General features: G+C 67.9%; 24 protein-coding genes. 5 read left to right on the forward strand and 19 right to left on the reverse strand.

Annotated features, from left to right (window positions below; translation table 11 throughout):
• Positions 1-15: 15 nt before the first annotated feature.
• On the reverse strand, positions 16-1,533 hold the full coding sequence (glpK, locus tag AB0M14_RS27390; RefSeq protein ID WP_364999713.1) for a glycerol kinase GlpK: 1,518 nt from the start codon (positions 1,531-1,533) through the stop codon (positions 16-18).
• Positions 1,534-1,666: 133 nt separating this feature from the next.
• On the opposite strand from glpK (AB0M14_RS27390), the gene AB0M14_RS27395 reads away from it, so the two are divergent.
• The 3 genes from AB0M14_RS27395 (at position 1,667) to AB0M14_RS27405 (ending at position 4,514) form a co-directional block, all read left to right on the forward strand.
• The gene (locus AB0M14_RS27395) at positions 1,667-2,440 is read left to right on the forward strand and encodes an IclR family transcriptional regulator (protein ID WP_364999715.1); all 774 of its coding nucleotides are present in this window, start codon (positions 1,667-1,669) and stop codon (positions 2,438-2,440) included.
• Positions 2,441-2,451: 11 nt separating this feature from the next.
• On the forward strand, positions 2,452-3,972 hold the full coding sequence (gene glpK, locus AB0M14_RS27400) for a glycerol kinase GlpK (RefSeq protein WP_364999717.1): 1,521 nt from the start codon (positions 2,452-2,454) through the stop codon (positions 3,970-3,972).
• Between the two features lie 161 nt (positions 3,973-4,133).
• On the forward strand, positions 4,134-4,514 hold the full coding sequence (locus AB0M14_RS27405) for a DUF1304 domain-containing protein (RefSeq protein WP_364999719.1): 381 nt from the start codon (positions 4,134-4,136) through the stop codon (positions 4,512-4,514).
• Here AB0M14_RS27405 and AB0M14_RS27410 read toward each other — a convergent pair.
• Genes AB0M14_RS27410 through AB0M14_RS27445 form a run of 8 tightly spaced genes read right to left on the reverse strand, consistent with a single transcriptional unit; the run spans position 4,505 to position 11,409 of the window.
• On the reverse strand, positions 4,505-4,921 hold the full coding sequence (locus AB0M14_RS27410) for a VOC family protein (protein WP_364999721.1): 417 nt from the start codon (positions 4,919-4,921) through the stop codon (positions 4,505-4,507). The genes AB0M14_RS27405 and AB0M14_RS27410 overlap by 10 nt on opposite strands.
• A gap of 7 nt (positions 4,922-4,928) precedes the next feature.
• Positions 4,929-6,194 carry a hypothetical protein gene (locus AB0M14_RS27415; protein ID WP_364999723.1) on the reverse strand — a complete coding sequence of 422 codons (1,266 nt, stop codon included), beginning with the start codon at positions 6,192-6,194 and terminating at the stop codon, positions 4,929-4,931.
• Positions 6,195-6,240: 46 nt separating this feature from the next.
• Complete coding sequence (locus AB0M14_RS27420; RefSeq protein WP_364999725.1) at positions 6,241-7,467, reverse strand: cytochrome P450; 1,227 nt, start codon at positions 7,465-7,467, stop codon at positions 6,241-6,243.
• An 11-nt stretch (positions 7,468-7,478) separates the two neighbouring features.
• Positions 7,479-8,729 (reverse strand): cytochrome P450, encoded by a 1,251-nt coding sequence (locus tag AB0M14_RS27425; protein ID WP_364999727.1) that lies wholly within the window; start codon positions 8,727-8,729, stop codon positions 7,479-7,481.
• The gene (locus tag AB0M14_RS27430) at positions 8,726-9,325 is read right to left on the reverse strand and encodes an ATP/GTP-binding protein (RefSeq protein WP_364999730.1); all 600 of its coding nucleotides are present in this window, start codon (positions 9,323-9,325) and stop codon (positions 8,726-8,728) included. The genes AB0M14_RS27425 and AB0M14_RS27430 overlap by 4 nt, the downstream gene beginning before the upstream one ends.
• Positions 9,300-9,647 carry a DUF742 domain-containing protein gene (locus AB0M14_RS27435; RefSeq protein WP_364999732.1) on the reverse strand — a complete coding sequence of 116 codons (348 nt, stop codon included), beginning with the start codon at positions 9,645-9,647 and terminating at the stop codon, positions 9,300-9,302. The genes AB0M14_RS27430 and AB0M14_RS27435 overlap by 26 nt, the downstream gene beginning before the upstream one ends.
• The gene (locus AB0M14_RS27440; RefSeq protein ID WP_364999734.1) at positions 9,644-10,063 is read right to left on the reverse strand and encodes a roadblock/LC7 domain-containing protein; all 420 of its coding nucleotides are present in this window, start codon (positions 10,061-10,063) and stop codon (positions 9,644-9,646) included. The genes AB0M14_RS27435 and AB0M14_RS27440 overlap by 4 nt, the downstream gene beginning before the upstream one ends.
• Entirely contained in the window at positions 10,063-11,409 is a 1,347-nt protein-coding gene (locus tag AB0M14_RS27445) for an ATP-binding protein (protein ID WP_364999737.1), read from the reverse strand. Before AB0M14_RS27445 ends, AB0M14_RS27440 begins: the two co-directional genes overlap by 1 nt.
• Before the next feature lie 222 nt (positions 11,410-11,631).
• Between AB0M14_RS27445 and AB0M14_RS27450 the strand changes: the two genes are divergently transcribed.
• Entirely contained in the window at positions 11,632-12,069 is a 438-nt protein-coding gene (locus AB0M14_RS27450) for an SRPBCC family protein (protein ID WP_364999740.1), read from the forward strand.
• Positions 12,070-12,150: 81 nt separating this feature from the next.
• On the opposite strand, the gene AB0M14_RS27455 is transcribed toward AB0M14_RS27450, so the two are convergent.
• Together AB0M14_RS27455 and AB0M14_RS27460 are read right to left on the reverse strand one after the other, a co-directional pair.
• A complete protein-coding gene (locus tag AB0M14_RS27455; RefSeq protein ID WP_364999742.1) occupies positions 12,151-13,710 on the reverse strand; it encodes a DHA2 family efflux MFS transporter permease subunit in 1,560 nt (519 codons plus the stop codon).
• Between the two features lie 86 nt (positions 13,711-13,796).
• Positions 13,797-15,728 (reverse strand): MFS transporter, encoded by a 1,932-nt coding sequence (locus AB0M14_RS27460; RefSeq protein ID WP_364999743.1) that lies wholly within the window; start codon positions 15,726-15,728, stop codon positions 13,797-13,799.
• Positions 15,729-15,962: 234 nt separating this feature from the next.
• On the opposite strand from AB0M14_RS27460, the gene AB0M14_RS27465 reads away from it, so the two are divergent.
• Positions 15,963-16,271 carry a hypothetical protein gene (locus tag AB0M14_RS27465; RefSeq protein WP_364999745.1) on the forward strand — a complete coding sequence of 103 codons (309 nt, stop codon included), beginning with the start codon at positions 15,963-15,965 and terminating at the stop codon, positions 16,269-16,271.
• Here AB0M14_RS27465 and AB0M14_RS27470 read toward each other — a convergent pair.
• The 8 genes from AB0M14_RS27470 to gcl form a co-directional block, all read right to left on the reverse strand.
• Positions 16,268-17,245: a zinc-binding dehydrogenase gene (locus AB0M14_RS27470; protein WP_364999747.1), complete on the reverse strand. Its 978-nt coding sequence runs from the start codon at positions 17,243-17,245 to the stop codon at positions 16,268-16,270. The two genes, AB0M14_RS27465 and AB0M14_RS27470, sit on opposite strands and share 4 nt — an antisense overlap.
• A 3-nt stretch (positions 17,246-17,248) precedes the next feature.
• Positions 17,249-17,671 (reverse strand): organic hydroperoxide resistance protein, encoded by a 423-nt coding sequence (locus AB0M14_RS27475; protein ID WP_364999748.1) that lies wholly within the window; start codon positions 17,669-17,671, stop codon positions 17,249-17,251.
• Complete coding sequence (locus tag AB0M14_RS27480) at positions 17,668-18,138, reverse strand: MarR family transcriptional regulator (protein WP_364999750.1); 471 nt, start codon at positions 18,136-18,138, stop codon at positions 17,668-17,670. Before AB0M14_RS27480 ends, AB0M14_RS27475 begins: the two co-directional genes overlap by 4 nt.
• 163 nt (positions 18,139-18,301) lie before the next feature.
• The gene (alc, locus tag AB0M14_RS27485; RefSeq protein WP_364999752.1) at positions 18,302-19,321 is read right to left on the reverse strand and encodes an allantoicase; all 1,020 of its coding nucleotides are present in this window, start codon (positions 19,319-19,321) and stop codon (positions 18,302-18,304) included.
• Between the two features lie 10 nt (positions 19,322-19,331).
• Positions 19,332-20,627 (reverse strand): allantoinase AllB, encoded by a 1,296-nt coding sequence (gene allB / locus AB0M14_RS27490; protein WP_364999754.1) that lies wholly within the window; start codon positions 20,625-20,627, stop codon positions 19,332-19,334.
• A gap of 6 nt (positions 20,628-20,633) precedes the next feature.
• Positions 20,634-20,870, reverse strand: a complete 237-nt coding sequence (locus AB0M14_RS27495) for a hypothetical protein (protein WP_364999756.1) — start codon at positions 20,868-20,870, stop codon at positions 20,634-20,636.
• The gene (locus AB0M14_RS27500) at positions 20,863-22,008 is read right to left on the reverse strand and encodes a glycerate kinase (RefSeq protein WP_364999757.1); all 1,146 of its coding nucleotides are present in this window, start codon (positions 22,006-22,008) and stop codon (positions 20,863-20,865) included. The genes AB0M14_RS27495 and AB0M14_RS27500 overlap by 8 nt, the downstream gene beginning before the upstream one ends.
• 44 nt (positions 22,009-22,052) lie before the next feature.
• Positions 22,053-23,855: a glyoxylate carboligase gene (gene gcl / locus AB0M14_RS27505; protein ID WP_364999758.1), complete on the reverse strand. Its 1,803-nt coding sequence runs from the start codon at positions 23,853-23,855 to the stop codon at positions 22,053-22,055.
• Positions 23,856-23,935 lie beyond the last annotated feature (80 nt).

The following is a 23,935-nucleotide window of genomic DNA, read 5'->3' on the forward strand; positions in this document are numbered from 1 at the left end:
GTGGACACAGGCTTTCTAGTTGGTGGGGGCCCAGTCGAGGGTGCGGCCGACGGCTTTGCTCCAACCGGCGTAACCGGCGGCGCGCTGCTCGTCGGTCCAGTGCGGATGCCAGCGGGTGCGCTCCTGCCAGTTCTTCCGCAAATCCTCAGGGTCGGACCAGAATCCGACCGCGAGACCGGCGGCGTAGGCCGCACCGAGGGCAGTGGTTTCCGACACCATCGGCCGGCTCACCTGGACGCCGAGCACATCGGCTTGGATCTGCATGCACAGGCTGTTGGCGGTGACACCGCCGTCGACCTTCAGCACCTCCAGCGGCACACCGGAATCCTTGAACATCGCGTCAGCGACATCACGGGTCTGGTAGCAGATGGCTTCTAGGGTGGCGCGGGCGATGTGGGCGTTGGTCGCGTAGCGGGTGAGCCCGACGATCGCGCCGCGGGCGTCCGAACGCCAGTGCGGTGCGAAGAGGCCGGAGAAAGCGGGCACGAAGTACACGCCCCCGTTATCTTCGACTTCGCTTGCGAGCGTTTCGCTTTGCGAGGCGCCCTGGATGATGCCGAGCTGGTCGCGCAGCCACTGCACGGCGGATCCGGTGACGGCGATCGACCCTTCCAGCGCGTATACCGGCTTGGCGTCGCCGAACTGGTAGCACACGGTGGTGAGCAGGCCGTTGTCCGAACGGACCAGTGCCTCACCAGTATTGAGCAGCAGGAAGTTGCCGGTGCCGTAGGTGTTCTTGGCTTCGCCGGCGTTCAGGCAGACCTGCCCGATCATCGCCGCCTGTTGATCGCCCACGGCCGCGGCGACCGGCACCGAACCGCCCAGCGGTCCCTGCGCGGCGGTACAGCCGTAGAGGGTGGGATCCGAGGACGGCCGGATGGCGGGCAGCATGGCGCGCGGCACGTCGAACAGGGCGAGCAGGTCGTCGTCCCAGTCCAGGGTTTCCAGGTTCATCAACATGGTGCGGCTGGCATTGGTGACGTCGGTGACGTGCACGCCCCCGCGCACACCGCCGGTCAGGTTCCACAGCAGCCAGCTGTCGATGGTGCCGAACAGGGCGTCGCCCCGTTCGGCGGCGGCGCGCACGCCCTCGACATTGTCGAGAATCCAGCGGATCTTGCCGCCGGAGAAGTAGGTGGCGGGCGGTAGTCCGGCGCGATGGCGGATGAGCTGACCGGCGTCGGAGGCGTCGAGTTCGGCGGCGATCCGGTCGGTGCGGGTGTCTTGCCAGACGATGGCGTTGTAGTACGGGCGGCCGGTGCGGCGGTCCCAGATGACGGTCGTCTCCCGCTGATTGGTGACGCCGAGCGCGGCCAGATCCGCGGCGGTCAGTCCGTGCGAGTTCAGCGCGGTCTGGATGACGGCGGAGGTGCGTTCCCAGATCTCGACCGGATTGTGCTCCACCCAGCCGGGCCGCGGCAGAATCTGCTCGTGTTCGAGCTGATGGTGCGCGACCACCGTGCCCGCGCGGTCGAAGACCATGAAGCGCGTGCTGGTGGTGCCCTGGTCGACCGCTCCGACGAGGTCTGGCATCACATTCTCCGTTGTCCGTGACACGGCTCCGACCCTGGACGGGTGAGCCATTACCGAACGTAAGGACCTCGGGAGTGGGCTTCAACGGTCCCCGTTCGACAATGTCGAACGGTTTCGCGCTAGCGTGGTGGGTGTGCCGGGACCGATCCAGTCGATCGAACGTGCCGCCGCGATCATGAACGTGGTCGCCGAGGCGCCCTTCGGCATCGGGGTCGGCGAGCTGGCCGCGGTGCTCGGGTTGCCGAAGCCGACCGCGCACGGGCTGCTCAGGACGTTGCAGGGTGTCGGGTACATCGAGCAGGACGCGCAGTCCGGAAAGTATCGGATCGGGGACGCCGCGCTCGGGCTGACGCCGCGGCCGTTCGACGCCAATGTGCTGCGGTCGTACGCGATGAACTGGGGTGACACGCTGGCGGCGCGGTCGGGTGAGTCGGTGCGGATCGGGGCGTTGCGGGGCGACAGCGTGGAGATCGTGCACCACGTGTTCCGGCCTGACGGGAGCGATCAGGTCCTACAGATCGGCATCGAACTGCCTTTGCACGCAACCGCTTTGGGCAAGGTGCTGCTCGCGTACACACCTGGCCTCGCCGAACGCGCCACGACCGGAACGCTGCTCGCCTATACGCGACGGACGGTGACCGCGCCGCGTGCGTTGCACGGGGCGATCGCGCGGGTGCGCGGTCAAGGGTATGCCGAGGACATCGGCGAATTCGCCGCCGAACGCGCGTCCGTCGCCGCTCCGGTCCGGGACTCGGGCGGACGGGTCGTCGGGGCGATCGGCGTGGTCGGCGCGCTCGACCGCCTGACCGAAAAGGCCGTCCACACCAGGCTGATCGAGCTGGTCCTCAGCACCGCGGCCGCCATCTCCCGCGACCTGGGCACCGAACGGCCGCGAGTGCAGTCGTGAATCCTCAGCAGGTGAACGCTGACCGCGCTTCCAGGGCGCGCTTTGTCATGGCGATCGATCAAGGCACCACCTCCAGCCGGACGATTTTGTATGACGCTGCCGGGCAACTGGTTTCGGTGGCGCAGCGGGAGCACCGGCAGTTCTATCCGGCGGCCGGGCAGGTCGAGCACGATGCGGTGGAGATTCGGAAGAATGTCGAGAATCTTGTCGGGCGGGTGATCGCGAAGGCCGGAGTTTCCGCCGATCAGGTGTTGGCGATCGGGATCGCGAATCAGCGCGAGACGACGGTGCTGTGGGATCGGCGCACCGGTAAGCCGGTCGGGAATGCGATCGTCTGGCAGGACACGCGCACCGAGGAGTTGGTGGCGCAGCTGGCTCGGCAGCCCAGCGCCGCCGACGTGGCCGAGCGCTGCGGCTTACCGTTGCTGAGTTACTTTGCCGCCCCGCGTATCCGGTGGATTCTCGACCAGCAACCTCGGCTCCGGGAACGAGCCGAGCGCGGCGAGATCCTGTTCGGCACTATGGACAGTTGGCTGATCTGGAATCTGACCGGCGGTCCGGACGGCGGCGTGCACGTCACGGACGTGACCAACGCGGGCCGCACCATGCTGATGAACCTGCACACCCTGGACTGGGACGAGCAGCTCCTCGGCTTCTTCGGTATCCCCCGCGCGATCCTGCCCGAGATCCGCTCCAACGCGGAGATTTACGGTTACACAGAGCACGGGATCCCGATCGCCGCCGCGCTCGGCGACCAGCAGGCCGCGCTCTTCGGCCAAACCTGTTTCGACGCGGGCGAAGCGAAGTGCACGTACGGTACCGGAAGCTTCCTGCTCACCAACACCGGCACCACACCGGTGCATTCGAAGCACGGGCTGCTGACCACCGTAGCCTTCCAAATCGGCAGCGACCCAGCGCGTTACGCCCTCGAAGGGTCCATGGCCGCCACGGGAACCCTGGTGCAGTGGCTGCGCGACCGGCTGGACCTGATCGGCGCGGCACCCGAAATCGAAACGCTCGCACGCACCGTCGACGACAACGGCGGCTGCTATGTGGTCCCCGCCTTCTCCGGACTGTTCGCACCACGCTGGCGTTCGGAGGCGCGCGGCGTCATCGCCGGACTCACCTCGTACATCACCAAAGGCCACCTGGCCCGCGCGGTCCTCGAGGCCACCGCCTGGCAGACCCGCGAGGTCGTCGACGCCGTCAACGCCGACTCCGGCCACCCATTGACCGAACTCCGCGTCGACGGCGGCATGACCTCCAACAATTTACTGATGCAACAGATCTCGGACTCGCTCGGCGTACCCGTGGAACGCCCGCTCTACTCCGAAACCGTCTCCCTGGGCGCGGCCTACGCGGCCGGCCTGGCAGTCGGCCTGTGGCCCGACATGACCGGCCTGCGCCGCAACCGCCACACCGCCAGCCGCTGGCTCCCGACCATGCCCGCCGCCCGGCGGGACAGCGAATACCGCCGCTGGTCCCAGGCCGCCGACCTCACCTACAACTGGACCGAACCCGCCGCACCCTGACGCCCAGCCTCACAGCGGATACCTCGCCCGGCGCCGGGCAAACAGTGCCATCATCGATGGGCACGCGGCGCGGCATCGGGACGCGGCGCAAACTCGCGGCTACCGTGCTGACCGGGCTGTCAACGCGGTCCGCGCCGGAGTGACCGATTCGAGGAGGGCTCGTGCTGGCGGTAGTGCAGATCCTGGCGGGGCTCGCGGCCCTGATCCACCTCTACATCTTCACCCTGGAGAGTTTGCGGTTCACCGACCGGAAAGTGCACGCGGGTCTGTTCCTGGTCGACGACACAGAGCTCGAAGCCGTCAAGCCGTGGGCGTTCAACCAGGGCTTCTACAACCTTTTCCTGGCTGTCGGCACTCTGGTCGGCGTCTTTCTGGTCCGACCCTGCCCCGCGGCCGGCTGGGCGCTGATCATCATGGGCTGCGGCTCCATGCTCGCGGCGGCCGCGGTCTTGGTCGGCACCGATCGCCGATTCGTGAAGGCCGCCGCCGCCCAGGGAACCATTCCCGCGCTGGCGCTGCTGGCCGCGCTCACTCAGCTCTGAGGCTTCAGCCATATCAGACAGAAAATATGCCCAACCGGATCGGCGAACACCCGGAAGTCGTCATCGGTGTCCGCCTGCACCAGTCGCGCGCCGAGCTGTAGCACCCGCGCCTGCGCGCTCTCGATATCGTCGACCAGAACGTCGAAGTGCATCTGCTGGGACGCTTCCGGATCGGGAAACCGCGGCGGCCGATACTCGGGCGCGGTCTGAAATGCCAGTCGCCGCCCCTCCTGGTCCGCGATGACGATCCAATCGTCTTCCGCATCCTCGATCAGCTCGGCGCCGAGCAGCCCGACGTAGAACTCGGCCAGTTCGCGCGGCTCCGGACAATCCAAAACCACACTCCGCAGGCTGCCGACCCCAGTGTTCCCGTTCGTCATCAATCCTCCTCGAGGTGTGCTGGACACCCTCTGGTTACCCAGGCGCAGGCCCCCTATTCCCGCGCGCGCGGCGAACCAGGGGGCGGACCCAGGGTGCGATGGCCAGCAGCCCGACCAGGATCAGCCACGGTATGCGCCACCACCATCGGAGGTCGTAGTCCTGCACGGGCGGGGTGGGCGCGGTGAGCAATCGGGCGGTGGACGACCACACCACGAAGGCGTCGCCGATGGGGAGCAGGCCGAAGGCGTAACGCTTGCTGCCCGGCAGTGTGAGGGGCAGGCCCAGCAGTTCCCCCTCCGACCCCACTGCCGCCGCCAGGTCGGGGTCACCGTTCACTCGGGCAGCGCCCAGACCGACCACGGTGGCGGACAGGCTGATTCCCGCCACCAACGGGCCGGAGTCGATATCCCCCGAGCCGCCCTGACCATGCGGATATTCGCGCAGACCGGGACCGAAACCGGCTGGGTAGGCGAGGAATTGGCGGCGGAACGCCGCGTATTGCGACCGTGCGAACCCGGGATCGATCTCCGGCAGGAATCGATGGATCATCGTCTGCGAGGTGGCGCGGGCTCCGTCTTTCACCGACCCGTCCACGGGCGAAACCTCATGCGGCAGTAGCCCGGTCGCCGGATCGAGCCGAGGCCGGACAGCCTCGAGCCACCGGGCCACCACCGCACCGAAGCGAGGCCCGCGCAGGTGGTCGTGCAATCGGAGCGAGGCGATCGCCACCGTCGAATCGACCGGCCACGCCTGGCCCGGATACGCCCGCAGGAACGGCGTCGCGGAACCGGAGAACGCCTCCGCGATCTCCGCGCTGCCTGCCTCGAACCGCCGCACCAACTCGGCATCCGCGCCGCCATCCAGCGAGAGGACACCGCCCCGGAGCCAATTCGTCCATCCCGCCCAGAACACCCCGTACGCGGGCCGCAACTGCGAATCGAAAACAGCCTTCGCCGCCTTCGACTCCAATCTGTCCAGCGCCCACCGTGATTCGCGGAGTGCTTGGCCGCGCCGCGCCGGATCGTTCAATCCCGCTTGCACCCAGGCGATCCCATAGAGCGCATTGGTAAAGAAGTACCCCTCGGGAAACAGCCCCTGCGCCTGTTTGTCCGCGCCGTCCTCGATCGCGCCGCGCAGGAACGACAGCTGCCGATGGGTCCCGCCCGGCTGATCCGCCGGATCCGGCTGCGGCCACAGGAACCGCCCGACCGCCACCAGGCAGGCGACAGTAACCACAACGCTCACTCCGCGCAGCACCCACCGCAGCGGCCGCGGACTTCGAGTCTCTTGCAAGATCATCTACCCCTCCCGCAGTCATTATGCGGGAGGGGCGACGAACGCCGAACTACTCCGACGGGTTCAAATGCACCGGCAGTACCCGGTGCCCGTTGGAGATGAAGCTGACAACGTGACCCAACTCCGTGGGATCAGCGGCGAAGGCCATGTTCGGGAAACGCTCGAACAGGGCCGGCAGCGAGATCAGGGCTTCCAGCCGGGCCAGCGGCGCACCCAGGCAGTGGTGCACACCGTGACCGAACGCCAGATGATCCTTCGACGGCCGCGTCACATCGAACTCCGCGGCGGTCTCGCCGTGCACCTTCGGGTCGCGGTTGGCGGCCGCGTAGGAGGCCAGGATCGGGTCACCCTTGGGAATGCGGATGCCGCCCTCGATCTCGATGTCGTCGGCGGCGAAACGCAACGGCAGGTGCGCGACGGGCGCTTCGAAGCGCAGCGACTCTTCGACGAGATCGGACCAGGCGACATTGCCCTCGACCACGGCGGCCCGCTGATCGGGGCGGGTCAGCAGCGCGTGGATAGCCTGGTCGAGCAGGTTGACGGTGGTTTCGTGGCCCGCGCTGATGACCAGCAGCAGGGTGTCGATGAGCTCCTGTTCCTGGAGCTGGGTGTCGTCTTCCTCGTCGCGGTGCGAGATCAGCAGGCTGGTCATGTCGTCGCCGGGGTGCTCACGGCGGTAAGCGACCAGTTCCCCGAGGATCCGGTACATCTCCATGTAGTTGGCCTGCGACTCCTCCGGGCTGAGGGAGGTGTCGAAGATGCCGTCGACGCATTTGCGCAGACCGTCGTTGAGGAACTCCGGCACGCCCATGAGCTCCGAGATCACCTGGATCGGAAGCGGATACGCGAATCCCTCGCGCAGATCGACCGGTCCTTCGGCGGCAGCCAGCTCGTCGAGCAGCTTATTGGTGATGCGCTCGATCTGCGGCCGCATGGCCTCGGTGCGCCGATGCGTGAACGCGGGCGCGACCAGCTTGCGTAGTCGGCGGTGGTCGGCGCCGTACGCGGTGAACATGTTGTTCACGGCCACCCAGAGGAACAGCGGCCAATCCTGCGGCACCTCACCGTTGATGAACGCCGGCCAGTGCTGGCGCGCGTCCTTGGACACCCGCGAATCGATCAGCAGCTTCTTCAGCAAATCGGCGTCGGTCACCGACCACGCACGCACACCGCCGGGCAACTCGACCAGAGTGACCGGCCCGCGCTCGGCAATACGCGCGGACTCACCTTGAATGTCGGTACCGGTGGGATCCAGGACAATGGGCTGACTGTCCATCACTTCTCTCCTTAATACACGTGCAGCGGAGGGGATTTCGGGAAGGTGACCGGAAGGGACACCAATGCGCGATGGAAGGGTCCGGGCCGCCAGTTGAGCTGCGCGACCGTCGGCACCCCCAGCCGCATTTCCGGTAGTGCGTCAAGGATCTGGTCGATGGCTTCCTGGGCGATCAGGTAGGCGACCGACCGGGCGGGGCAGGCGTGCGGGCCGAGGCTCCACGCCAGATGCGAACGGTTGTCGGTGTATTCGCCCGCGCTGATGGCGGGATCGTTGTTGCAGCCGGCCATGCTGATCACGACCGGCTGATGCGCGGGCAGCCACACGCCGTCGATGAGCACGGGCTGGCGCGGGTAGGAGACGCAGTAGTTCGCCATGGGCGGGTCGGTGAAGAGCACCTCGTCCAGGGCGTCGCGGGTGGAAAGACTGCCGCCCAACAGGTTTCCGGCGAACCGGTCGTCGGTCAGCATGAGCAGCAGCGTGTTCACGATCAGGTTCTGCTCGGGTTCGATACCCGCGCCGTAGAGCGTGACGAGCTGGTGGATCATCTCCACATCGGTGAGCCCGGCGGGATGGGCGAGCAGGCGCGAGGTGATGTCGTCGCCCGGCTCCTTGCGCTTGCGGGTGGTGAGTTCCAGCAGCGCGTCGGTGAGCATGGCGTTGCCCTTGTCGGCGTTGACGCCTTCGAAGATGGCGGCCATGCCGGTGGCCACCTGCTGGCCGATGTCCGGTGGGCAGCCGAGCATTTCGTTGAGCACCGCGAAGGTGGCCGGGAACGCGTACTGGCTGATCAGGTCGGCGGAGCCGTCACCGCAGAAGGTGTTGATCAGCGGGATCGCGACCCGCTCGACGGTGGCGTGCAGGGCATGCAGATCGACGCCGCCGATCGCGGCGAGATTGGCCTGGCGGTAGCGCAGATGCTCGATGCCCGCGCTGCGCAACGCGTTCGGCCGCCACTCCAGCATCGGCAGGATCGGGCATTCACCGGGCACATGCTGCTGCCAGGTGCGCGGGTCGGCCGGGAAATGGTCGGGATCGTTGAGGATGCGGAGCGCGGTGTGATAGCCGATCACCAGGGTCGCCGGAATCCCCGGGGACAGCTCGACCGGCACCAGAGAGCCATATCTGCTGCGCATTTCGTCGTAGGCCCGGTGCGGATCGGCGGCGTACTCCTCGGTGAACAGGGAGACTCGGGGACCATCGGTGTCGACCGGCGAACCGTGCGGGACGGGGCAGCGTGCGGCCTGAGGTGGCAAGGTCAAAGCAGGGACTCCTGACGGTGGAACAGGAATTCGACGAGCGTGATCAACGACTGCAGGCAGGTGGTGCGATTACGGGCGTCCAGCGCGGTCAGCGGCGTCTCGGGCGTGAGATCGAGCGCGTCCCGGACCTCTTCCAGCGGATGACGTTTCGCGTCGTCGAAGACGTTGACCGCCACCGAATACGGCACCCCGCGCTCCTCCAGCACCGACAGCACCTCGTCGGAGCGCTCGATGCGCCGGGTGTCGACCAGCACCAGCGCGCCGAGCGCGCCGCGGGCCAGTTCCTCCCACAGCGGCACGAAGCGCTGCTGACCGGGAGTGCCGAACAGGTACAGCGCCAGTTGCGGATTCAGCGTGATCCGCCCGAAATCCATCGCCACGGTGGTCTGCGTCTTCTCGCCGAGGCCGGCCATATCGTCGATGCCGATGCTGGCCTCGGTGATGGTCTCCTCGGTGCGCAGCGGGGTGATCTCGGAGATGCTGCTCACGAACGTGGTCTTGCCGACCCCGAAATTCCCCGCCACCAACAGCTTTACCGATCGGGTCACGGTCTCCGGCACATAATTGACCTCAGGCCGGGAGAGCACGGAGCCCATCGAGTACCTCCTTGAGAATGGCCAGTTGCGGCACGTTGGTGGGCACAGGTATGGCCAGGCATTCGTGATCGAGCAGGTCGGAGACGACGATCTTGACCACCGACGGCGGCAGATCCAGGTACGCGGCGATCTCGGCGATGGAGAGGGCGCCGTTGTCGCACACCTCTCGCACCCGCCGGGCCTCCGGCCGCGCACCCTGCGGCAGATTGCTACCCGCCGCGACGACGATGGTCACCAGGTCCAGCTCGCGGCTGGGACGCGAGCGCCCCCCGGTGCGCACATAGGAGCGGACCAGATCGGGGTCGCGTCGTGGCCTGGTCATCGCCGATCGCTGTCCGCTCTCCGGTGCGAGTAATTGCCGAGCTCGTGTCCGACGCGGCCGGCAAGCTCGTTCATCCGGTGCGCCACCAGGCTGACATCGGCCTCGTTGCTGGTCGAAACACCCAGCAGCGCACCGTCTCCGGCGGCGGTGATGAAGATCATCCCGTCGTCGTATTCGGTCATGTTCTGCCGCAGGCCGGTGCCGGTGCCGCCGCAGAACTCGCCCAGAGCCTTGCCGAGCGAACGCAATCCGGAGGCGGCGGCGGAGAAGCGTTCGGCATTGTCGCGGGAGATGCCCTGCGAGTGCGCGATGCGTAATCCGTCCTCGGATAGCAGCACCGCGAACCGGACGCCGGGAACGGAGAGCTCTTCGAGTAACCAGCCGAGCTTGTTACTGGAGTCGGTGGCGGTGCTCATCAAGGCGTCGTCCCTTCCGTGTCTTCGGCCGCAGCGGCCCGCCCGCTCTTCGAGCCGGTCTGCCATGCGGCGGCGATATCTGGTCGAGCAAGTCCTGGTTCGGTGCGCTGGGTGGGCGGCCGGGTCTGCGCGGCGGCCAGGCCGGGCGCGACCGGACGGCGCCGGCGTTTGGGCAGGCCGCCGCTGGTGATCTCGTGCACCGCGAACGCCTGGTCCGGGTTGTCGGGCTCAGGCTCGGCCGGACGCTGAACGGCCGGTGCGGGCGCGGGCGCCGCCTCGACGACGGGCGTCGCTTCCGGCGTGGCGAGCAGCGATTCCGGGATATAGACCATGGCCCGCATACCCCCGTAAGCGTTCGGCCCATCGATGTACACAGTGAATCCGTAACGGCGCGCCAGGGCGGCGACGCCGGGGAAGCCGACCTTCGGCGCGGGACCGAGCTGGTGGATGTCGACGGTGCGCTCCCCCGCCAGGATCTGGCGCGCCTCTTCCATCTGCTCGGCGTTCATCCGCACGCCGGCGTCGTCGATGATGACGGTGACGCCGTGATGGCCCTCTTGGAAGCTGATGTCCACGAACGAGGTCGGCGGCGAGTAGCGCAGCGCGTTGTCCAGCAGCGTGGCCAGGGTGTGCACGATCGGCTCCACCGCGCGGCTGATGACGACCCGCTCGGATTGGTTGGATCGCACCCGTAGGTAGTCGCGCACGCGGCCGGTGGCGCCGCCCACCACGTCGGTGAGCGACTGTGCGGGCCAGCGCCTTCCGGGCAGGCCGCCGCAGACGATCACATAGGACTGAGCCTGGCGGATCATCTGCTGCACGGTGTGGTCGATGCGGGTGAGCGTGGCGTAGACCTCGTCGCCGCGATGCGTGCGCAGGGCGGCGCTGACCACCTGACCGGCGTCGGCGCCGAGGCTGACCACCGAGGTGCCGAAGGCCCGGACCGCGCCGCTGGTGGCGTCGCGGGCGCTGGCGGTGACCTCCGTGCGCGCGTTGGCCTCGGCCTGTTCGATCGCGCCGCGCTTGCGCTCCTCCGCGTCGGCCTGCACCTTGCGCAACTCGTCGGCATAGCGCTCGCCGAGCCATTGCAGGCACTGCACGAAGCGGGAATTGTTCATCCCCTCCGGCACATCGAAGGCCGTGCTGGGGTTCTCGAAGCGCCGGATGGCGTCGGTGATCGCCGGAACGGTGTGCACGGCGAAGGATTCGAGGGTGTCCTCGTAGGCGCGCTGCTGCCGGGTGAGCTCGTCGATTCGATGTTGCTGCCGTCTACCGGCATTAACGAAATACACCACCACGGCTATGACCAGCGCGGGAGCAATGATCCACGGAAGTACCACGGCCATGTCTAGGTTCATCCGGCTCCGTCACGCCTTTCTCACACCCGCCGACAAACGAGGCTCAACCACCTCACATTGCCTGCGGGACAGGCGATCACACCACGCTCCCGCGGACTCGATCACACTAGCAGGATCCCGCCGAAGTCTCGCTATGGAACCCACATCCATGAAACATTCAGCTACCGTTGCGGTTCCAACGCTACCGCCGGTACCGGATACCATGCGCGCATGGCGAAACTGAAGGTCTCCGTAGCTGTCCCGCTGCCCCCGGAGCGGGCTTGGGCGCACACCTCCAATCTGTCCGAGCTGGATCAGTGGCTCACCATGCACGAGGCATGGCGCAGCGAGGTGCCCGCGGAGCTGACCGAAGGCAGCACGCTGGTCGGCGTCGCCACCGTGAAGAGCTTTCGGAACCGGGTGACCTGGACGGTCGAGAAGGTCGAAGCGCCCCGCCGGCTGAAACTGCGCGGCGCGGGCAAGGGCGGCACCAAGCTGGGCCTGGAACTCCTGGTGGCGCCCAAGGGTTCCGGCTCGGAGGTGACCGTGGACATCGATCTCGGTGGGCGCCCGCTGTTCGGGCCGATCGGCACCACCGTGGCGCGAGCGATCAAGGGCGATATCGAGAAGTCGCTGAACAAGTTCGTCACGCTCTACGGCGAGAAGTAGCCGCGCCGAGCAGAACTGAGGCCCACGATGTCGAAACATCGTGGGCCTCAGCGCACTCGTCGTCCCGGCGCGGGACTCGGCTCAGTGCACGAGCGCCGGCGGGCTGCCGTCGGCCGGTACCGCGGGCTTGCTCCGCGGCAGGAAGTAGGCCGGGATCAAGGCCAGCACCATCAGAATCAGCGCCACCACGAAGGTGTTGCTGAATGCCTCCGCGGCCAGGCTCAGACCCTTGGCCTTCTCGGCCGCGAACTGCGCCGCCAGCTCCGGCGGCAAGGTGGCCGGATCCGGCATCGCGGCAGCCGCTTCCGGCGACTGTCCGGCGGAGGCCAGACCCTTGTCCTTCATCTGATTGGTCAGGATCACCGCGATGGTCGCGGTGCCGATGGAGCCCGCGGTCTGGTTGATGATGTTCATCAGCGTCGAACCGCGCGCCACCTGCTGGTGGGTCAGCGTCTGAATGGCCGCCGTCATCACCGGCATCATGGTGCAACCCATGCCCAGGCCCATGATGAACAGGCCGGTGCCCAGCATCAGGTACGAGGTGTCGGCCTCGAGCTGGGTGAAGAACACCATGCCGACGCTGATCACGGCGATACCGGTCAGCACGATCTTGCCCGGGCCGATCTTGTCCACCAGGCGGCCCGCGATCGGCATGGTCAGCATGGCGCCCAACCCCTGTGGCGCCAGCATCAGTCCGGCCGACAGCGAGGTCTCCCCCTGCACCGAGATCAGGTAGGACGGCAGCAGCAGACCCGCGCCGAAGAACGCGGCCGCGAACAGCGTCATCGTCAGCACCGAGAACAGCAGCGACTTGTTGCGGAACAGGTACAGGTCGATCAGCGGATGCTTGGCGCGCAACGCGTGGAAGACGAACGCCACGAGCAGCGCCGCACCGATGAGCATGGTTATCCACACTTTGGGCGCGGTGACCCGGCCTTCATCCGGGATCGAGGACACGCCGAACAGGAACAACGCCAAACCCGGTGAAGCCAGCAGCATGCCGACGAAGTCGAACGACTCGGCGGGCTGCGGCTTGTCCGAGGGCAGGATGAAGAACGCGTAGACCAAGGCGATCACGCCCAGCGGGAGGTTGATCAGGAAGATCCACTCCCAATCGAAATCGTCGATCAGCCAGCCGCCGAGGATCGGGCCGCCGATCGGGCCGAGCAGCATCGGGATACCGAGCACGGCCATCACTCGGCCGATCCGGTGCGGACCGGCGGCGTGGGTCATGATCGTCATACCGAGCGGCATCAGCATGCCGCCGCCGATGCCCTGCACGACGCGAGCCGCGATCAGCGTCTCGATGCTCCAGGCGAAACTGCACAGCACCGAACCGAGTACGAAGAACGCGAGCGCCGAAATATAGAGCCGCTTGGTGCCGAACCGGTCAGCCGCCCATCCGGTCAGCGGGATGACGGTGGCCAGCGCCAGCGTGTAGCCGGTCATGGACCACGCGGTCAGCGCGTAGCTGGAGTGGAACTCTTTCTGGAACTCGGGGATGGCGATGGTGACGACGGTGATGTCGAGGATCGACATGATCGCGCCGAGCACAACGACGCCGGCGATCTTGAAAACCCCTGCGTCGAGCTTGTCGTCGGCCGGTTCTTTGTCGGCCTGGATATCCGGAGGTGATGTCACCGGTTAAGGGTGCCAGTTGGCCGGGCAAATAACCAGACATATCCCCCTGGGCGGGAGAGTGACTGCCGCCACCCTCCCGCACACGGCTACTTCGAGATCTCGGCCAGCTCCTTCTGGACCACCGCGTCGTGGGCGGCCGCCTCGGCGGCGGCCTTCTTCGGGCTCCAGTGGCCGGACATCACGAACACGAACGGAATGAACAGCACCTGGGCGATCAGGCAGATCCACCACCAGCGGCCCCACTGGCCGGCCGAATCCTGGTTGGCCTGCTGGACTTCGGGGCCGCGCTCGGCGAGGTAGGCCTGGTCGGAAGCCGAGATGGTGCTGATGGCCTTCAGTTTGGCGCCCGCGTCCTCGAGTTTTGGGCCGACCGTGGCGGCGATGGTGAGTTCCTCGCGCGGGACGGCCTGGGTGGCGGTGAGGCGGGCAATGGCGTCGTTGACCGGGATGTTGAACTTCTGGGCGACCTGACCGACCGCCGCGAGTCCGGCGTTGCCGTCGGCCGGGTTGGCCGCCAGCGCCGCCTGGGTGTCGGCGTTGATGGCCTGGAGCGTTTGCAGTTCCTGGGGGTACTTCGTGTTGAGGGCCATCGTGGTCTGGATTTCGGCGAGCGTTGCCCCGGTGAGCTTTTGAATGGCGGCCAGCTGCGCCATTTGGTCGTCGGGGTTGGCCTGTAGTTTCGCCAGGGTTTCCGTGCCGACGGTCTGGATGGTGGCGAGTTCGGAGGCGTGCTTGGCCTGGATCTCGGCCAGGCGCGGACCGTAATTCACCAGCGGCCCAGCGGCATTCACCACAAGCAGCAGACCGAACAGCACCAGCGTCACCACGCCGCGCAGGGTGCCGCCCCAGACCGCGAGACCGACCGCGGTGGCGGCCGGATTGCGTTCCTCCACGGTTTCGGTGAAGCTCGCCATCCAGGTGGAGTAGGCGATGCCGGTGCCGATCGCGATCAGCGCGAAAATCCAGGCCCAGGTGTAATAGCCGGTTTCCGGATTGTCGTTGTGCTGGATCAGGATGAACATGCCGACGATCGAGATGAGCGCGCCGACAATCATGAACGGCTTGCGCACTTTCAACCAGTCCGAGGCGATACCCGCCACGACGAGCGCGACGGCATTGGCGCCCCAATACCAGTTGCCCAGCGCGTTGGCCTGCGCCGAGGTGAACCCGAAGTTGGTGGCCATATAGACCGCGAGGAAGGAGATGATCGTGTAGAAGAAAGCCAGGAAAAGGCTGATGCCCAACGCGGATCCGACGATATTCAGTTTCAGCATCTGCTTCCACTGATCGCGTTCCAGCTCCGCCACATTCAGGCCGCGGGCGCGCGCCTCGATCAGCGCCTTGTCGCGCAGCGACACCATTACCTGATCGCGCAGCGCGGGGCTGAGCTCACGCAGTCCGACGACGGCGAACACCGAGATCACCATGCAGATCACACCGCAGAGCCGGTAGTGGTACTGCCAGTCCGGGTGCGCGTCCAGCGTGCGGGTGGAGATCGCGGTGGTGACGAGCGCGCCGATCACGGGCCCCAGGGTCCAGAAACCCATCGCCGAGGCCCGGCCCAGCTGCGGGGAGAAATCCCGGATCAACGCGGGCGTGGCGACCAGCACCGCGCCCTCGACCACGCTCACCAGAATGTAGACGATGAGGTAGGCCTCTTTGGTCGTGGTCGCCGGCACCGCGAACAGCGTCAGCGCCGACACGATCACCACGCCGTAGGCGACGATATTGGCTCGCCCCCACCGGTCCAGCACACCGGCGACGACCGAGGCGACCGCGCCGAACGCGGCGCCGATGATGAAGATCCAGACGAAATAGGCGAAGGACAGATCGAAATAGGCGATCAGCTCATTGCCGACCGCACCGGTGACGAACAATTGGTAGTACAGCGCGATCGAGGTGATGACCACGACGGTCAGATACCAGGACCGCGCCGGCGTATCGGGATAATGGGGTAGTTTGCGCTGCCAGAGCCCGGTGAGCAGGGTGGGCGGAGCGGGGATCGACGTCGAACTCATAGTCGAATTGCCTTTCTAGCCTCGGCATCTCGCGCTGAATCACGGCGATGGGCGGACGAGCGGCCGGGTGCAGAAACTGTAGCGACCGATCTTGATCCGCACGCGGTTTCCGGCCACCCCGTCCCGCTCATCGGAATCTGCAATATTCGAAAACGAAATCGACGTTCCGCGCGGCGTTCGAATTGCCAACCCGGCTTGCTTGACACTGCCGCGGATCGGGCGCACATTCGCGGTGTGGAGGGCTTCAAAGCCTGGAAGGATCAGACGTCCGGCGGCGCCAGCGACCGGGCCATCGCGACCCGGATGCAGACCAACAGCACGCGGATCGCGCGGCATCTGAACGAGGCGCAGCCGCCGATCGCCGAGACGGTCATCGAGTTCGCACGCGCGTATGGGGCGAATCCGGTGCTCGGGTTGATCGCGGCAGGACATCTGAGCCTCGACGACGCAGCGCAGGCCGTCGTTGCCGATGACCTGCGCTGCGCGTCGACTATGCAGTTGTTGACCGAGCTGTTGCGGCGCGAAGCCGACGCGACCGGTTAGGGCCGCAAGGCGATTTTCGCGCTGCGGCCCGGGGTTTCGCTGGCCACCGCGGCGTCGGACGCGGCGTCCAGCGAGTAGGTCGCTTCGACCTCCAGGCGCAGGGCGCCCGTCGCCGCCATCGTCACCAGTTCGGTGATCAGGCGCCGCATGTCTTCGCGGCTGGTCTGCTCGGCCCGCTTGGAGCCCCAGAACCCCTTGATCACAGCCTGTTTGAAGATGACCGGGCCGGGATCGACGATCAGCGGCTTGCCCGAGAGCGCACCGAAGGAGATCAGTTCACCGCTCGGCGCGAGCAGCGCGAGCAGATCGTTGGCGGCGGTCCCGCCGACCTGATCGACCGCGCGCACGATCGGCGCGCCGCCGGTCAGTTCCGCGGCCTGCTGTTGCCAGCCCTCGGATTCGGTGTCCAGGACCGCTTCCGCGCCCTGCTCCCGCAACGCGGTCAGCGATTCCGCGCTGCGCACCAGGCTCAGCACGTGCACACCGCGTTGCCGGGCCAGCACATTCAGCAACCGGCCCACCGCGCCGTTCGCGGCGTTGATCGTAATCCAATCGCCCGCAGCCACATTCAGGTCTTCCAGCAGCATGAGCGCGCTCAGCGGCATGGCCATCAGCTGGGCGGCGGTCGCGTCCGGAATCGACTCCGGCAGCGGGACCACCTGGCCCGCCTTGGCCAGGAAGAATTCGGCCCAGGCCTCGTGGATGCCCGAAACGCTCACGCGCTGACCGACTTCCAGCCCGGTCACGCCCGGACCGAGGGCATCGATCCGGCCGACGGCCTCGGTCCCCGGAATCGCGGGCAACGCCGGCTTGTAGCCGTACACGCCGCGCACGGTCGCCAGGTCGTGGTTGTGGATCGGCGCCAGGATCAGCGCGATCCGCACCTGACCGTCACCCGGTTCGGGTGTCGGCCGCTCCCCCGCGGTCAGCACGTCCTTCGGCTCGCCGAAGGAGTCGATCACCACCGCGCGCACGGCTCAGTCCTCCGCGACGGTAACGGTGACGTCGATATTGCCGCGGGTGGCGTTGGAGTACGGGCAGACCTGGTGCGCCTTGTCGGCCAGGGCCTGCGCCTCGTCGCGGGACAGGTTCGGCAGGGTGACCTCGATGACGACGGCCAGCTGGAAGCCGCCCGCGTCGTTCTTGCCCAGGCTGACCTTGGCGCCGACCGCGGAGTCGTCGACGTTGACGCCGTCGTTCTTGCCGACCAGGCGCAGCGCGCCGTGGAAGCAGGCGGCGTAGCCGGCGGCGAAGAGCTGCTCGGGGTTGGTGCCCTCGCCGCTGCCGCCGAGCTCCTTGGGCGAAGTCAGGTCGACGTCGACCTTGCCGTCGGTGGTGCGGGCGTGTCCGTTGCGGCCGTCGCCGGTGGCGAGCGCTTCGGCGGTGTAGAGGGTGTTCATGACTGCTCTCTTTCGCTTCGAGGGTGCGCGGCCCGAGGTTGTGCGGACAGAGCCTCGGTCATGCGCCGCAAGGTGTCGCGCAGGGCGACCATTTCGTCCAGGGACAGGCCGGCGGCTTCGGCCATTTCGTTCGGTATGTCGCGGGCCTGGGCCCGCAGCGCGCGACCGGCGCCGGTGAGCCGGATCTCGACTCGCCGTTCGTCGGCGGTGCTGCGCTGACGCTGCACCAATCCCGCCGCCTGCAACCGCTTGAGCAGCGGCGACAGTGTGCCGGAATCGAGGGACAGCGCCACGCAGAGGTCACCGACGGTGCGACCGTCGCGCTCCCACAGCGCCAGCATTACCAGATACTGCGGGTAGGTCAGTCCGAGCTTGTCCAGCTTGGACCGGTAGACCGCCGTCATCGCCCGCGACGCCGCGTACAGCGGAAAGCACAGCTGCTCGTCGAGTCGAAGAAGGTCGGTCACGTTCTGAACGGTAGTCCGCAATTAAGTTGTGCACAACAGAACTGCGGGTGGCTTGTGTCACACCGCTGCCGTCGCCCCGGGGCACGCCGGTGCCCAAAGACGTAGTACTGGGTTCCCGGCGTGCGCCGGGACGACGGCCGCGATGTGCCACAAGCTCACCGAATCAGGCTGCGCCCCAACGGGTGTTGAGCTGCTCCTCGGCCGCCGCGGTCAGCGCGCCGAACAGGCGCAGGCGCGCCAGGCCGCCGTCGGGGTAGATGTCGAGGCGCACGTGCGTGGCGGCACGCTCGTTGCGCAACCGGAACCGGTGCGGGGTGTCGGGCTGCAGCGCGGTCCGGGGCAGCAGCTCGAACCAGGCCGCGTCGTCGGCGGCCGGCAGCGGCTCGTCGCCCTGGTGGTCGATGCCCAGCAGCCGCGCCGCGCCGGGCGCGTTGAACAGCAGGTTGGTGGTGTCGAGCTCGACCAGCTGCGGTACGCCCTGCGCGGCGAGCTGGATGGTGGCCCAGTCGTTTCCGCTGTCGCGACGCCGCTTGGTCTCCCAGCCTTCGGCCTGGTTGCGTGCCAGTCCGGGGCTGATCATGTTGTCCGGCGCGGAGTAGAACATGTCCGAGCAGCCCAGGCCGCGCGCGCCGTTGGCGAGCGCCGCCAGGTCGACGGTGAGGCCGGTCAGCAGCGCCGGATCGGGCACCACTTCGCCGTGCACGCGCAGCCGGGCCACGCCGCCGTCGGGGTAGATGGTCAGCCGGACGTGGGTGAACACGCGATCGTCGGAGACCGGGAACTCGTGCACGGCATCGCCGGTCAGCGGGCTGCGCGGCAGGATCTCCACCCAGTCGGCGGCCTCCAGCTCGGCCACCGAGGGGTAGCCGGGGGCGCGGCAGGCCTCGATCGAGGCGAACGGGGGGTAGTTGCCCTTGAACCACGCGGTGTCGATGACCACGCCGCGCACGATGCCGGGCATGCCGAGCCGCACGATGGCCCAGTCGTCGCCGGGGCCGCGGTGCCGGCGGGTCTCCCAGCCGTCGTACTCCTGGCCCTTGGGTCCGAAGGTCTCCGGGGAGAACTTCGGCGCCCACGGGTTGATCAGGTTCTCGCGCTCCTCGAAGGATTCGTCACTGGCCGCGATCACGCTGCCGAGATTGCTGCGCAGCGCCAGGTCGGGTAGTGCGGTGAAGTCTGACATATCTTCTCCCTCAACTCTTTTCGATGAATCGGCCGGCGGCCCGGTCCCCCACGACCGCGCCGCGCAACCAGGTGGACTGGACAGCACCCGACAGCTCGCGACCGGTGTAGGCCGTGATCGGGTTCTTGTGCTGCAACGCCGCCGGCTCCACGGTGAACGCCGCGTCCGGATCGAAGGCGACCAGATCGGCGTCGCAGCCGACCGCGATGCGGCCCTTGTTCGCCAGGCCGACCAGATCGGCGGGCGCCTCGGCCATCCAGTGGATAACCTGCTCGAGGCTGAAACCCCGGGCGCGCGCGGCGGTCCAGACCGCGGGCAGGCCGAGCTGCAGCGAGGAGACCCCGCCCCAGGCGCTGGCGAAGTCGCCCTCCTTCATGGCGGGCGGGCACGGCGAGTGATCGGAGACCACACACGACAGGACACCGTCGGCCAGGCCCTGCCACAGCGCGTCCTGGTTCGCCGCATCCCGAATCGGCGGACAGCATTTGAACGCGGTGGTGTGCGCCTCGGCGGCCGCGAGGGTCAGGTAGTGCGGGCAGGTCTCGGCGGTGATCCGCACACCGCGCGCCTGCGCCGCGGCCAGCGGCGCGAGGCAGTCCGCCGCCGAGACGTGCAGGATGTGGGTGCGTGCGCCGGTCTGCTCGGCGAGCTCGATGATCGCTTGCACCGCAGCGCTTTCCGCCGCCCCGGGCCGTGATTCCAGGAAGGCGTCATAGGATCCGTCGGCGGGCTCGGCCAGCCGGCCCGGATCCTCCGCGTGCACGATCAGCAGCCCGTCGAACGCGACGAGCTCGGTCATCACCTCTTCGATCTCGGGCAGCGTCAGCGGCGGGAACTCGTCCACACCGGACGGGGACAAGAAGCACTTGAACCCGAACACACCCGATTCATCCAGCGCCCGCAGCGATTTCAGGTTGCCCGGAATCGCGCCGCCCCAGAAGCCCACGTCGACCTGACACTGCCCGGCCGCCGCCGCCCGCTTCGCCGCCAGCGCGGGCACGTCGACGGTCGGCGGCAGCGAGTTCAGCGGCATGTCGACGATCGTCGTCACACCGCCCGCCGCGGCGGCCTTCGTCGCGGTCGCGAACCCCTCCCACTCGGTGCGACCGGGCTCGTTCACGTGGACGTGCGAGTCGACCAGACCCGGCAGCAGGACCAGATCGGCCAATTCGGTGGTCACCGTGGCCGCCAGTTCGGCCGCGTAGTCTTCGACAGCTGCGATTCGCCCGTCCCGCACCGCGATCGCGGCGGGACGGATCCCCTGCGGCAGGACCACCCGGCGCGACCGGATCACCAAGTCATACAAGCCCACTCACTCCTTGCCTGCGAAACGAATCCCGGCGTCGGCCGGGGTGGCGGCGGGCAGCTGCCGCCGGCCGCCTACCGACCCGGTGGCCACGCCCACGAAACCCGCTACGACGCCCACCAAACCGGCGACCGCACCGACCGAGCCCGCGACGGCGCCCAGTCCGGCGGCGGCGCCGACGGAACCCGCGGCGACGCCCACCAAACCGGAGAGCAGGCCCGCCGAACTCCCGGAACTACCCATGTCCGCCCGCCACCTTGCGAAGGTTGTTGTCCATCAGCCACTTTCCGGCCACGCCCGCGGCCAGCCGTTCCAGCAGCGGGCCGGCGTGCAGCATGCACAGCGCCGGGTTGGGCTCGACATCGGTCAGGGCGTAGGCCTGCTCGATATCGACGCGCCGCAGTTGCTCGGCGGAGAGCTCGCGCCGCCCGGACACCGCGATCACCGGCACGCCGGCGGCCTTGGCGATCCGCGCGACACCGACGGGCGCCTTCCCGTGCAGCGTCTGCTGATCGAGCGATCCCTCGCCGGTGATGACCAGCCGCGCACCGTCGACCTGCCCGGCGAAACCGAGCTGGTCCAGGATCATGTCGATGCCCGGACGCGCCTGCGCGTTGAGGAACGCCATCGCGGCGAACCCGACCCCGCCGGCCGCGCCGGCGCCCGGCCGTTCGGCGACATCGACGCCGAGATCGCGCTTGACGATCAGCGCCAGCCGGGCCAGACCGCGTTCGAGATCCTCGACATCGAACTGCTTGGCGCCCTTCTGCCGGGCGTACACATTGGCCGCGCCGCGCACGCCGAGCAGCGGGTTGTCCACGTCGGAGGCCACCGTCACCAGCGGCACCCGGACCATGTCACTGGCGTCGATGCGGGCCAGGCGGCGCAAAGCCGCGCCGCCCGGCGGCAACTGCTCGCCGCGCTCGTCGAGGAACTTCACGCCGAGCGCGGACATCATGCCCGCGCCGCCGTCGGTGCACGCGCTGCCGCCGAGCCCCAGCAGGATGCGCCGGGCGCCGCGCTGGGCGGCGGCCCGGATCAGCTCACCGGTGCCGGTGCTCGACACCGTCCGCGAGGTCGACGACGTCGGCGGATGCGGCATCTTGCGGACACCGGAGGCCTCGGCGAGCTCGATCACGGCCGTCTGATCGCGCATGGCGAACGACGCGACGACCTGATCCCCGATCGGCCCGGTGACGCTGGTGCGGAACCGGGCGAAGCCCGAAGCCACCACCGCGTCGACGGTGCCGTCGCCGCCGTCGGCGACCGGGACGGTCACCATCGGGACGTCGGGACGAACCCGGCGCAGGCCGGCGGCCAGGTGTTCGGCCACCTGGGGTGCGGTCAGCGAGCCCTTGAACTTGTCGGGCGCGATGACCACATATCCTTCCCGCCACCGGGGCCGTGGCGCTCGCCGAGGCGTGATCACCTGGCGCCCCCGACAGCCTCGGGCTCCGGCTGGTGGGCGGTCGCGGTGGGCGCGTCCTCCAGCGACTGGGCGAGTTCCTCGAACTCCATGATGTTGTCGATCTCGAGGCCCATCGACACGTTGGTCACGCGCTCGAGGATGACCTCCACGACCACCGGCACCTTGTGCTCGGCCATCAGGACCTTGGCCTGCTCCATCGCGGAGCCCAGCTTGTCCGGCTCGGTGACCCGGATCGCCTTGCAGCCCAGGCCTTCCACGACCTTGACGTGGTCCACGCCGTAGCCGTTGACCTCGGGGCTGTTGATGTTCTCGAAGTCGAGCTGGACGTAGTAGTCCATGGAGAAGTTGCGCTGCGCCTGCCGGATCAGCCCCAGGTAGGAGTTGTTCACCACGACGTGGATGTACGGGATGCCGAACTGCGCGCCGACGGCCAATTCCTCGATCAGGAACTGGAAGTCGTAGTCGCCGGAGAGCGCGACCACGGTCGCGTCCTTGTCGGCGGTGGCGACACCGAGGGCGGCGGGCAGGGTCCAGCCCAGCGGCCCGGCCTGGCCGGCGTTGATCCAGTGCCGCGGCTTGTAGACGTGCAGCAGCTGCGCCGCCTGGATCTGCGAGAGACCGATGGTGCTGACGTAGCGGACGTCAGGTCCGAACGCCTTGTTCATCTCCTCGTAGACACGCTGCGGCTTGATCGGCACCGAGTCGAAGTGGGTCTTCCGGAGGCCCTCGTTCTTGCGGTGCTTGCACTGCTTGGCCCAGTCGGCGCGGCTCGGCAGCGTCTCGGCGGCCTTGCGCTCGCGGGCGACCTCGAGGAACACCTTCAGGGCGGCACCGGCATCGGAGGTGATGCCGAAATCAGGCGCGAACACCCGGCCGATCTGCGTCGGCTCGATGTCGACGTGCACGAAAGTGCGGTCCTTGGTGTAGGTTTCGACGCCGCCGGTGTGGCGGTTGGCCCACCGGTTGCCGATGCCGAGCACGAAGTCCGACTCCAGCATGGTGGCGTTGCCGTAGCGGTGCGAGGTCTGCAGGCCGACCATGCCCGCGTGCAGCGGGTGATCGTCGGCGATGGCGCCCCAGCCCATCAGCGTGGGCACCACCGGAATCCCGGTCAGCTCGGCGAATTCCACCAGCAGCTCGGCCGCGTCGGCGTTCACGATGCCGCCACCGGCGACGATCAGCGGACGCTCGGCCTGGGCCAGCATGTCCAGGACCTTCTCGGCCTGGGCACGGCTGGCCGCGGGCTTGTGCACGTGCAGCGGCTCGTAGGTGTCGATGTCGAACTCGATCTCGGCGAGCTGCACATCGATCGGCAGGTCGATCAGCACCGGACCCGGACGACCCTCACGCATCAGGTGGAAGGCCTTCTGGAAGGTGCCGGGCACCTGCGCGGGCTCCAGCACCGTGACGGCCCACTTGCTGACCGGCTTGGCGATCGAGGCGATGTCGACGGCCTGGAAGTCTTCCTTGTGCAGCTTGGCCACCGGCGCCTGGCCGGTGATGCACAGGATCGGAATGGAATCCGCACTGGCCGAATACAATCCGGTGATCATGTCGGTGCCGGCCGGGCCGGAGGTGCCGATGCAGATGCCGATGTTGCCGGCCTTGGCGCGGGTGTAGCCCTCGGCCATGTGTGAGGCGGCCTCGACGTGGCGGGCCAGCACGTGCTTGAGCCCGCCGTGCGCGCGCATGGCGCTGTAGAACGGGTTGATCGCCGCGCCGGGCAGGCCGAAAGCCTGTGTCGCGCCTTCTTTTTCCAGGATCAGGACCGCCGCGTCGACGGTACGCATTCGTGCCATATCAGTTCTCCGCCTCATCGGTCACATCGATCAGAACCCAGCCCTCGGGGACGTGGGTCACGCACTCTTCGTGTGCGACA

It is taken from the genome of Nocardia sp. NPDC051832, assembly GCF_040681285.1.
Lineage (GTDB): Bacteria > Actinomycetota > Actinomycetes > Mycobacteriales > Mycobacteriaceae > Nocardia.

Excerpts from the sequence above, each read along its gene's own strand:
- glpK (WP_364999713.1), bottom strand. The coding sequence starts at position 1,533 with ATGCCAGACCTCGTCGGAGCGGTCGACCAGGGCACCACCAGCACGCGC.
- AB0M14_RS27415 (WP_364999723.1), bottom strand. The coding sequence starts at position 6,194 with ATGATCTTGCAAGAGACTCGAAGTCCGCGGCCGCTGCGGTGGGTGCTG.
- AB0M14_RS27420 (WP_364999725.1), bottom strand. The coding sequence starts at position 7,467 with ATGGACAGTCAGCCCATTGTCCTGGATCCCACCGGTACCGACATTCAA.
- AB0M14_RS27430 (WP_364999730.1), bottom strand. The coding sequence starts at position 9,325 with ATGGGCTCCGTGCTCTCCCGGCCTGAGGTCAATTATGTGCCGGAGACC.
- AB0M14_RS27435 (WP_364999732.1), bottom strand. The coding sequence starts at position 9,647 with ATGACCAGGCCACGACGCGACCCCGATCTGGTCCGCTCCTATGTGCGC.
- AB0M14_RS27440 (WP_364999734.1), bottom strand. The coding sequence starts at position 10,063 with ATGAGCACCGCCACCGACTCCAGTAACAAGCTCGGCTGGTTACTCGAA.
- AB0M14_RS27445 (WP_364999737.1), bottom strand. The coding sequence starts at position 11,409 with ATGGCCGTGGTACTTCCGTGGATCATTGCTCCCGCGCTGGTCATAGCC.
- AB0M14_RS27450 (WP_364999740.1), top strand. The coding sequence starts at position 11,632 with ATGGCGAAACTGAAGGTCTCCGTAGCTGTCCCGCTGCCCCCGGAGCGG.
- AB0M14_RS27460 (WP_364999743.1), bottom strand. The coding sequence starts at position 15,728 with ATGAGTTCGACGTCGATCCCCGCTCCGCCCACCCTGCTCACCGGGCTC.
- AB0M14_RS27475 (WP_364999748.1), bottom strand. The coding sequence starts at position 17,671 with ATGAACACCCTCTACACCGCCGAAGCGCTCGCCACCGGCGACGGCCGC.
- alc (WP_364999752.1), bottom strand. The coding sequence starts at position 19,321 with ATGTCAGACTTCACCGCACTACCCGACCTGGCGCTGCGCAGCAATCTC.
- AB0M14_RS27495 (WP_364999756.1), bottom strand. The coding sequence starts at position 20,870 with ATGGGTAGTTCCGGGAGTTCGGCGGGCCTGCTCTCCGGTTTGGTGGGC.
- gcl (WP_364999758.1), bottom strand. The coding sequence starts at position 23,855 with ATGGCACGAATGCGTACCGTCGACGCGGCGGTCCTGATCCTGGAAAAA.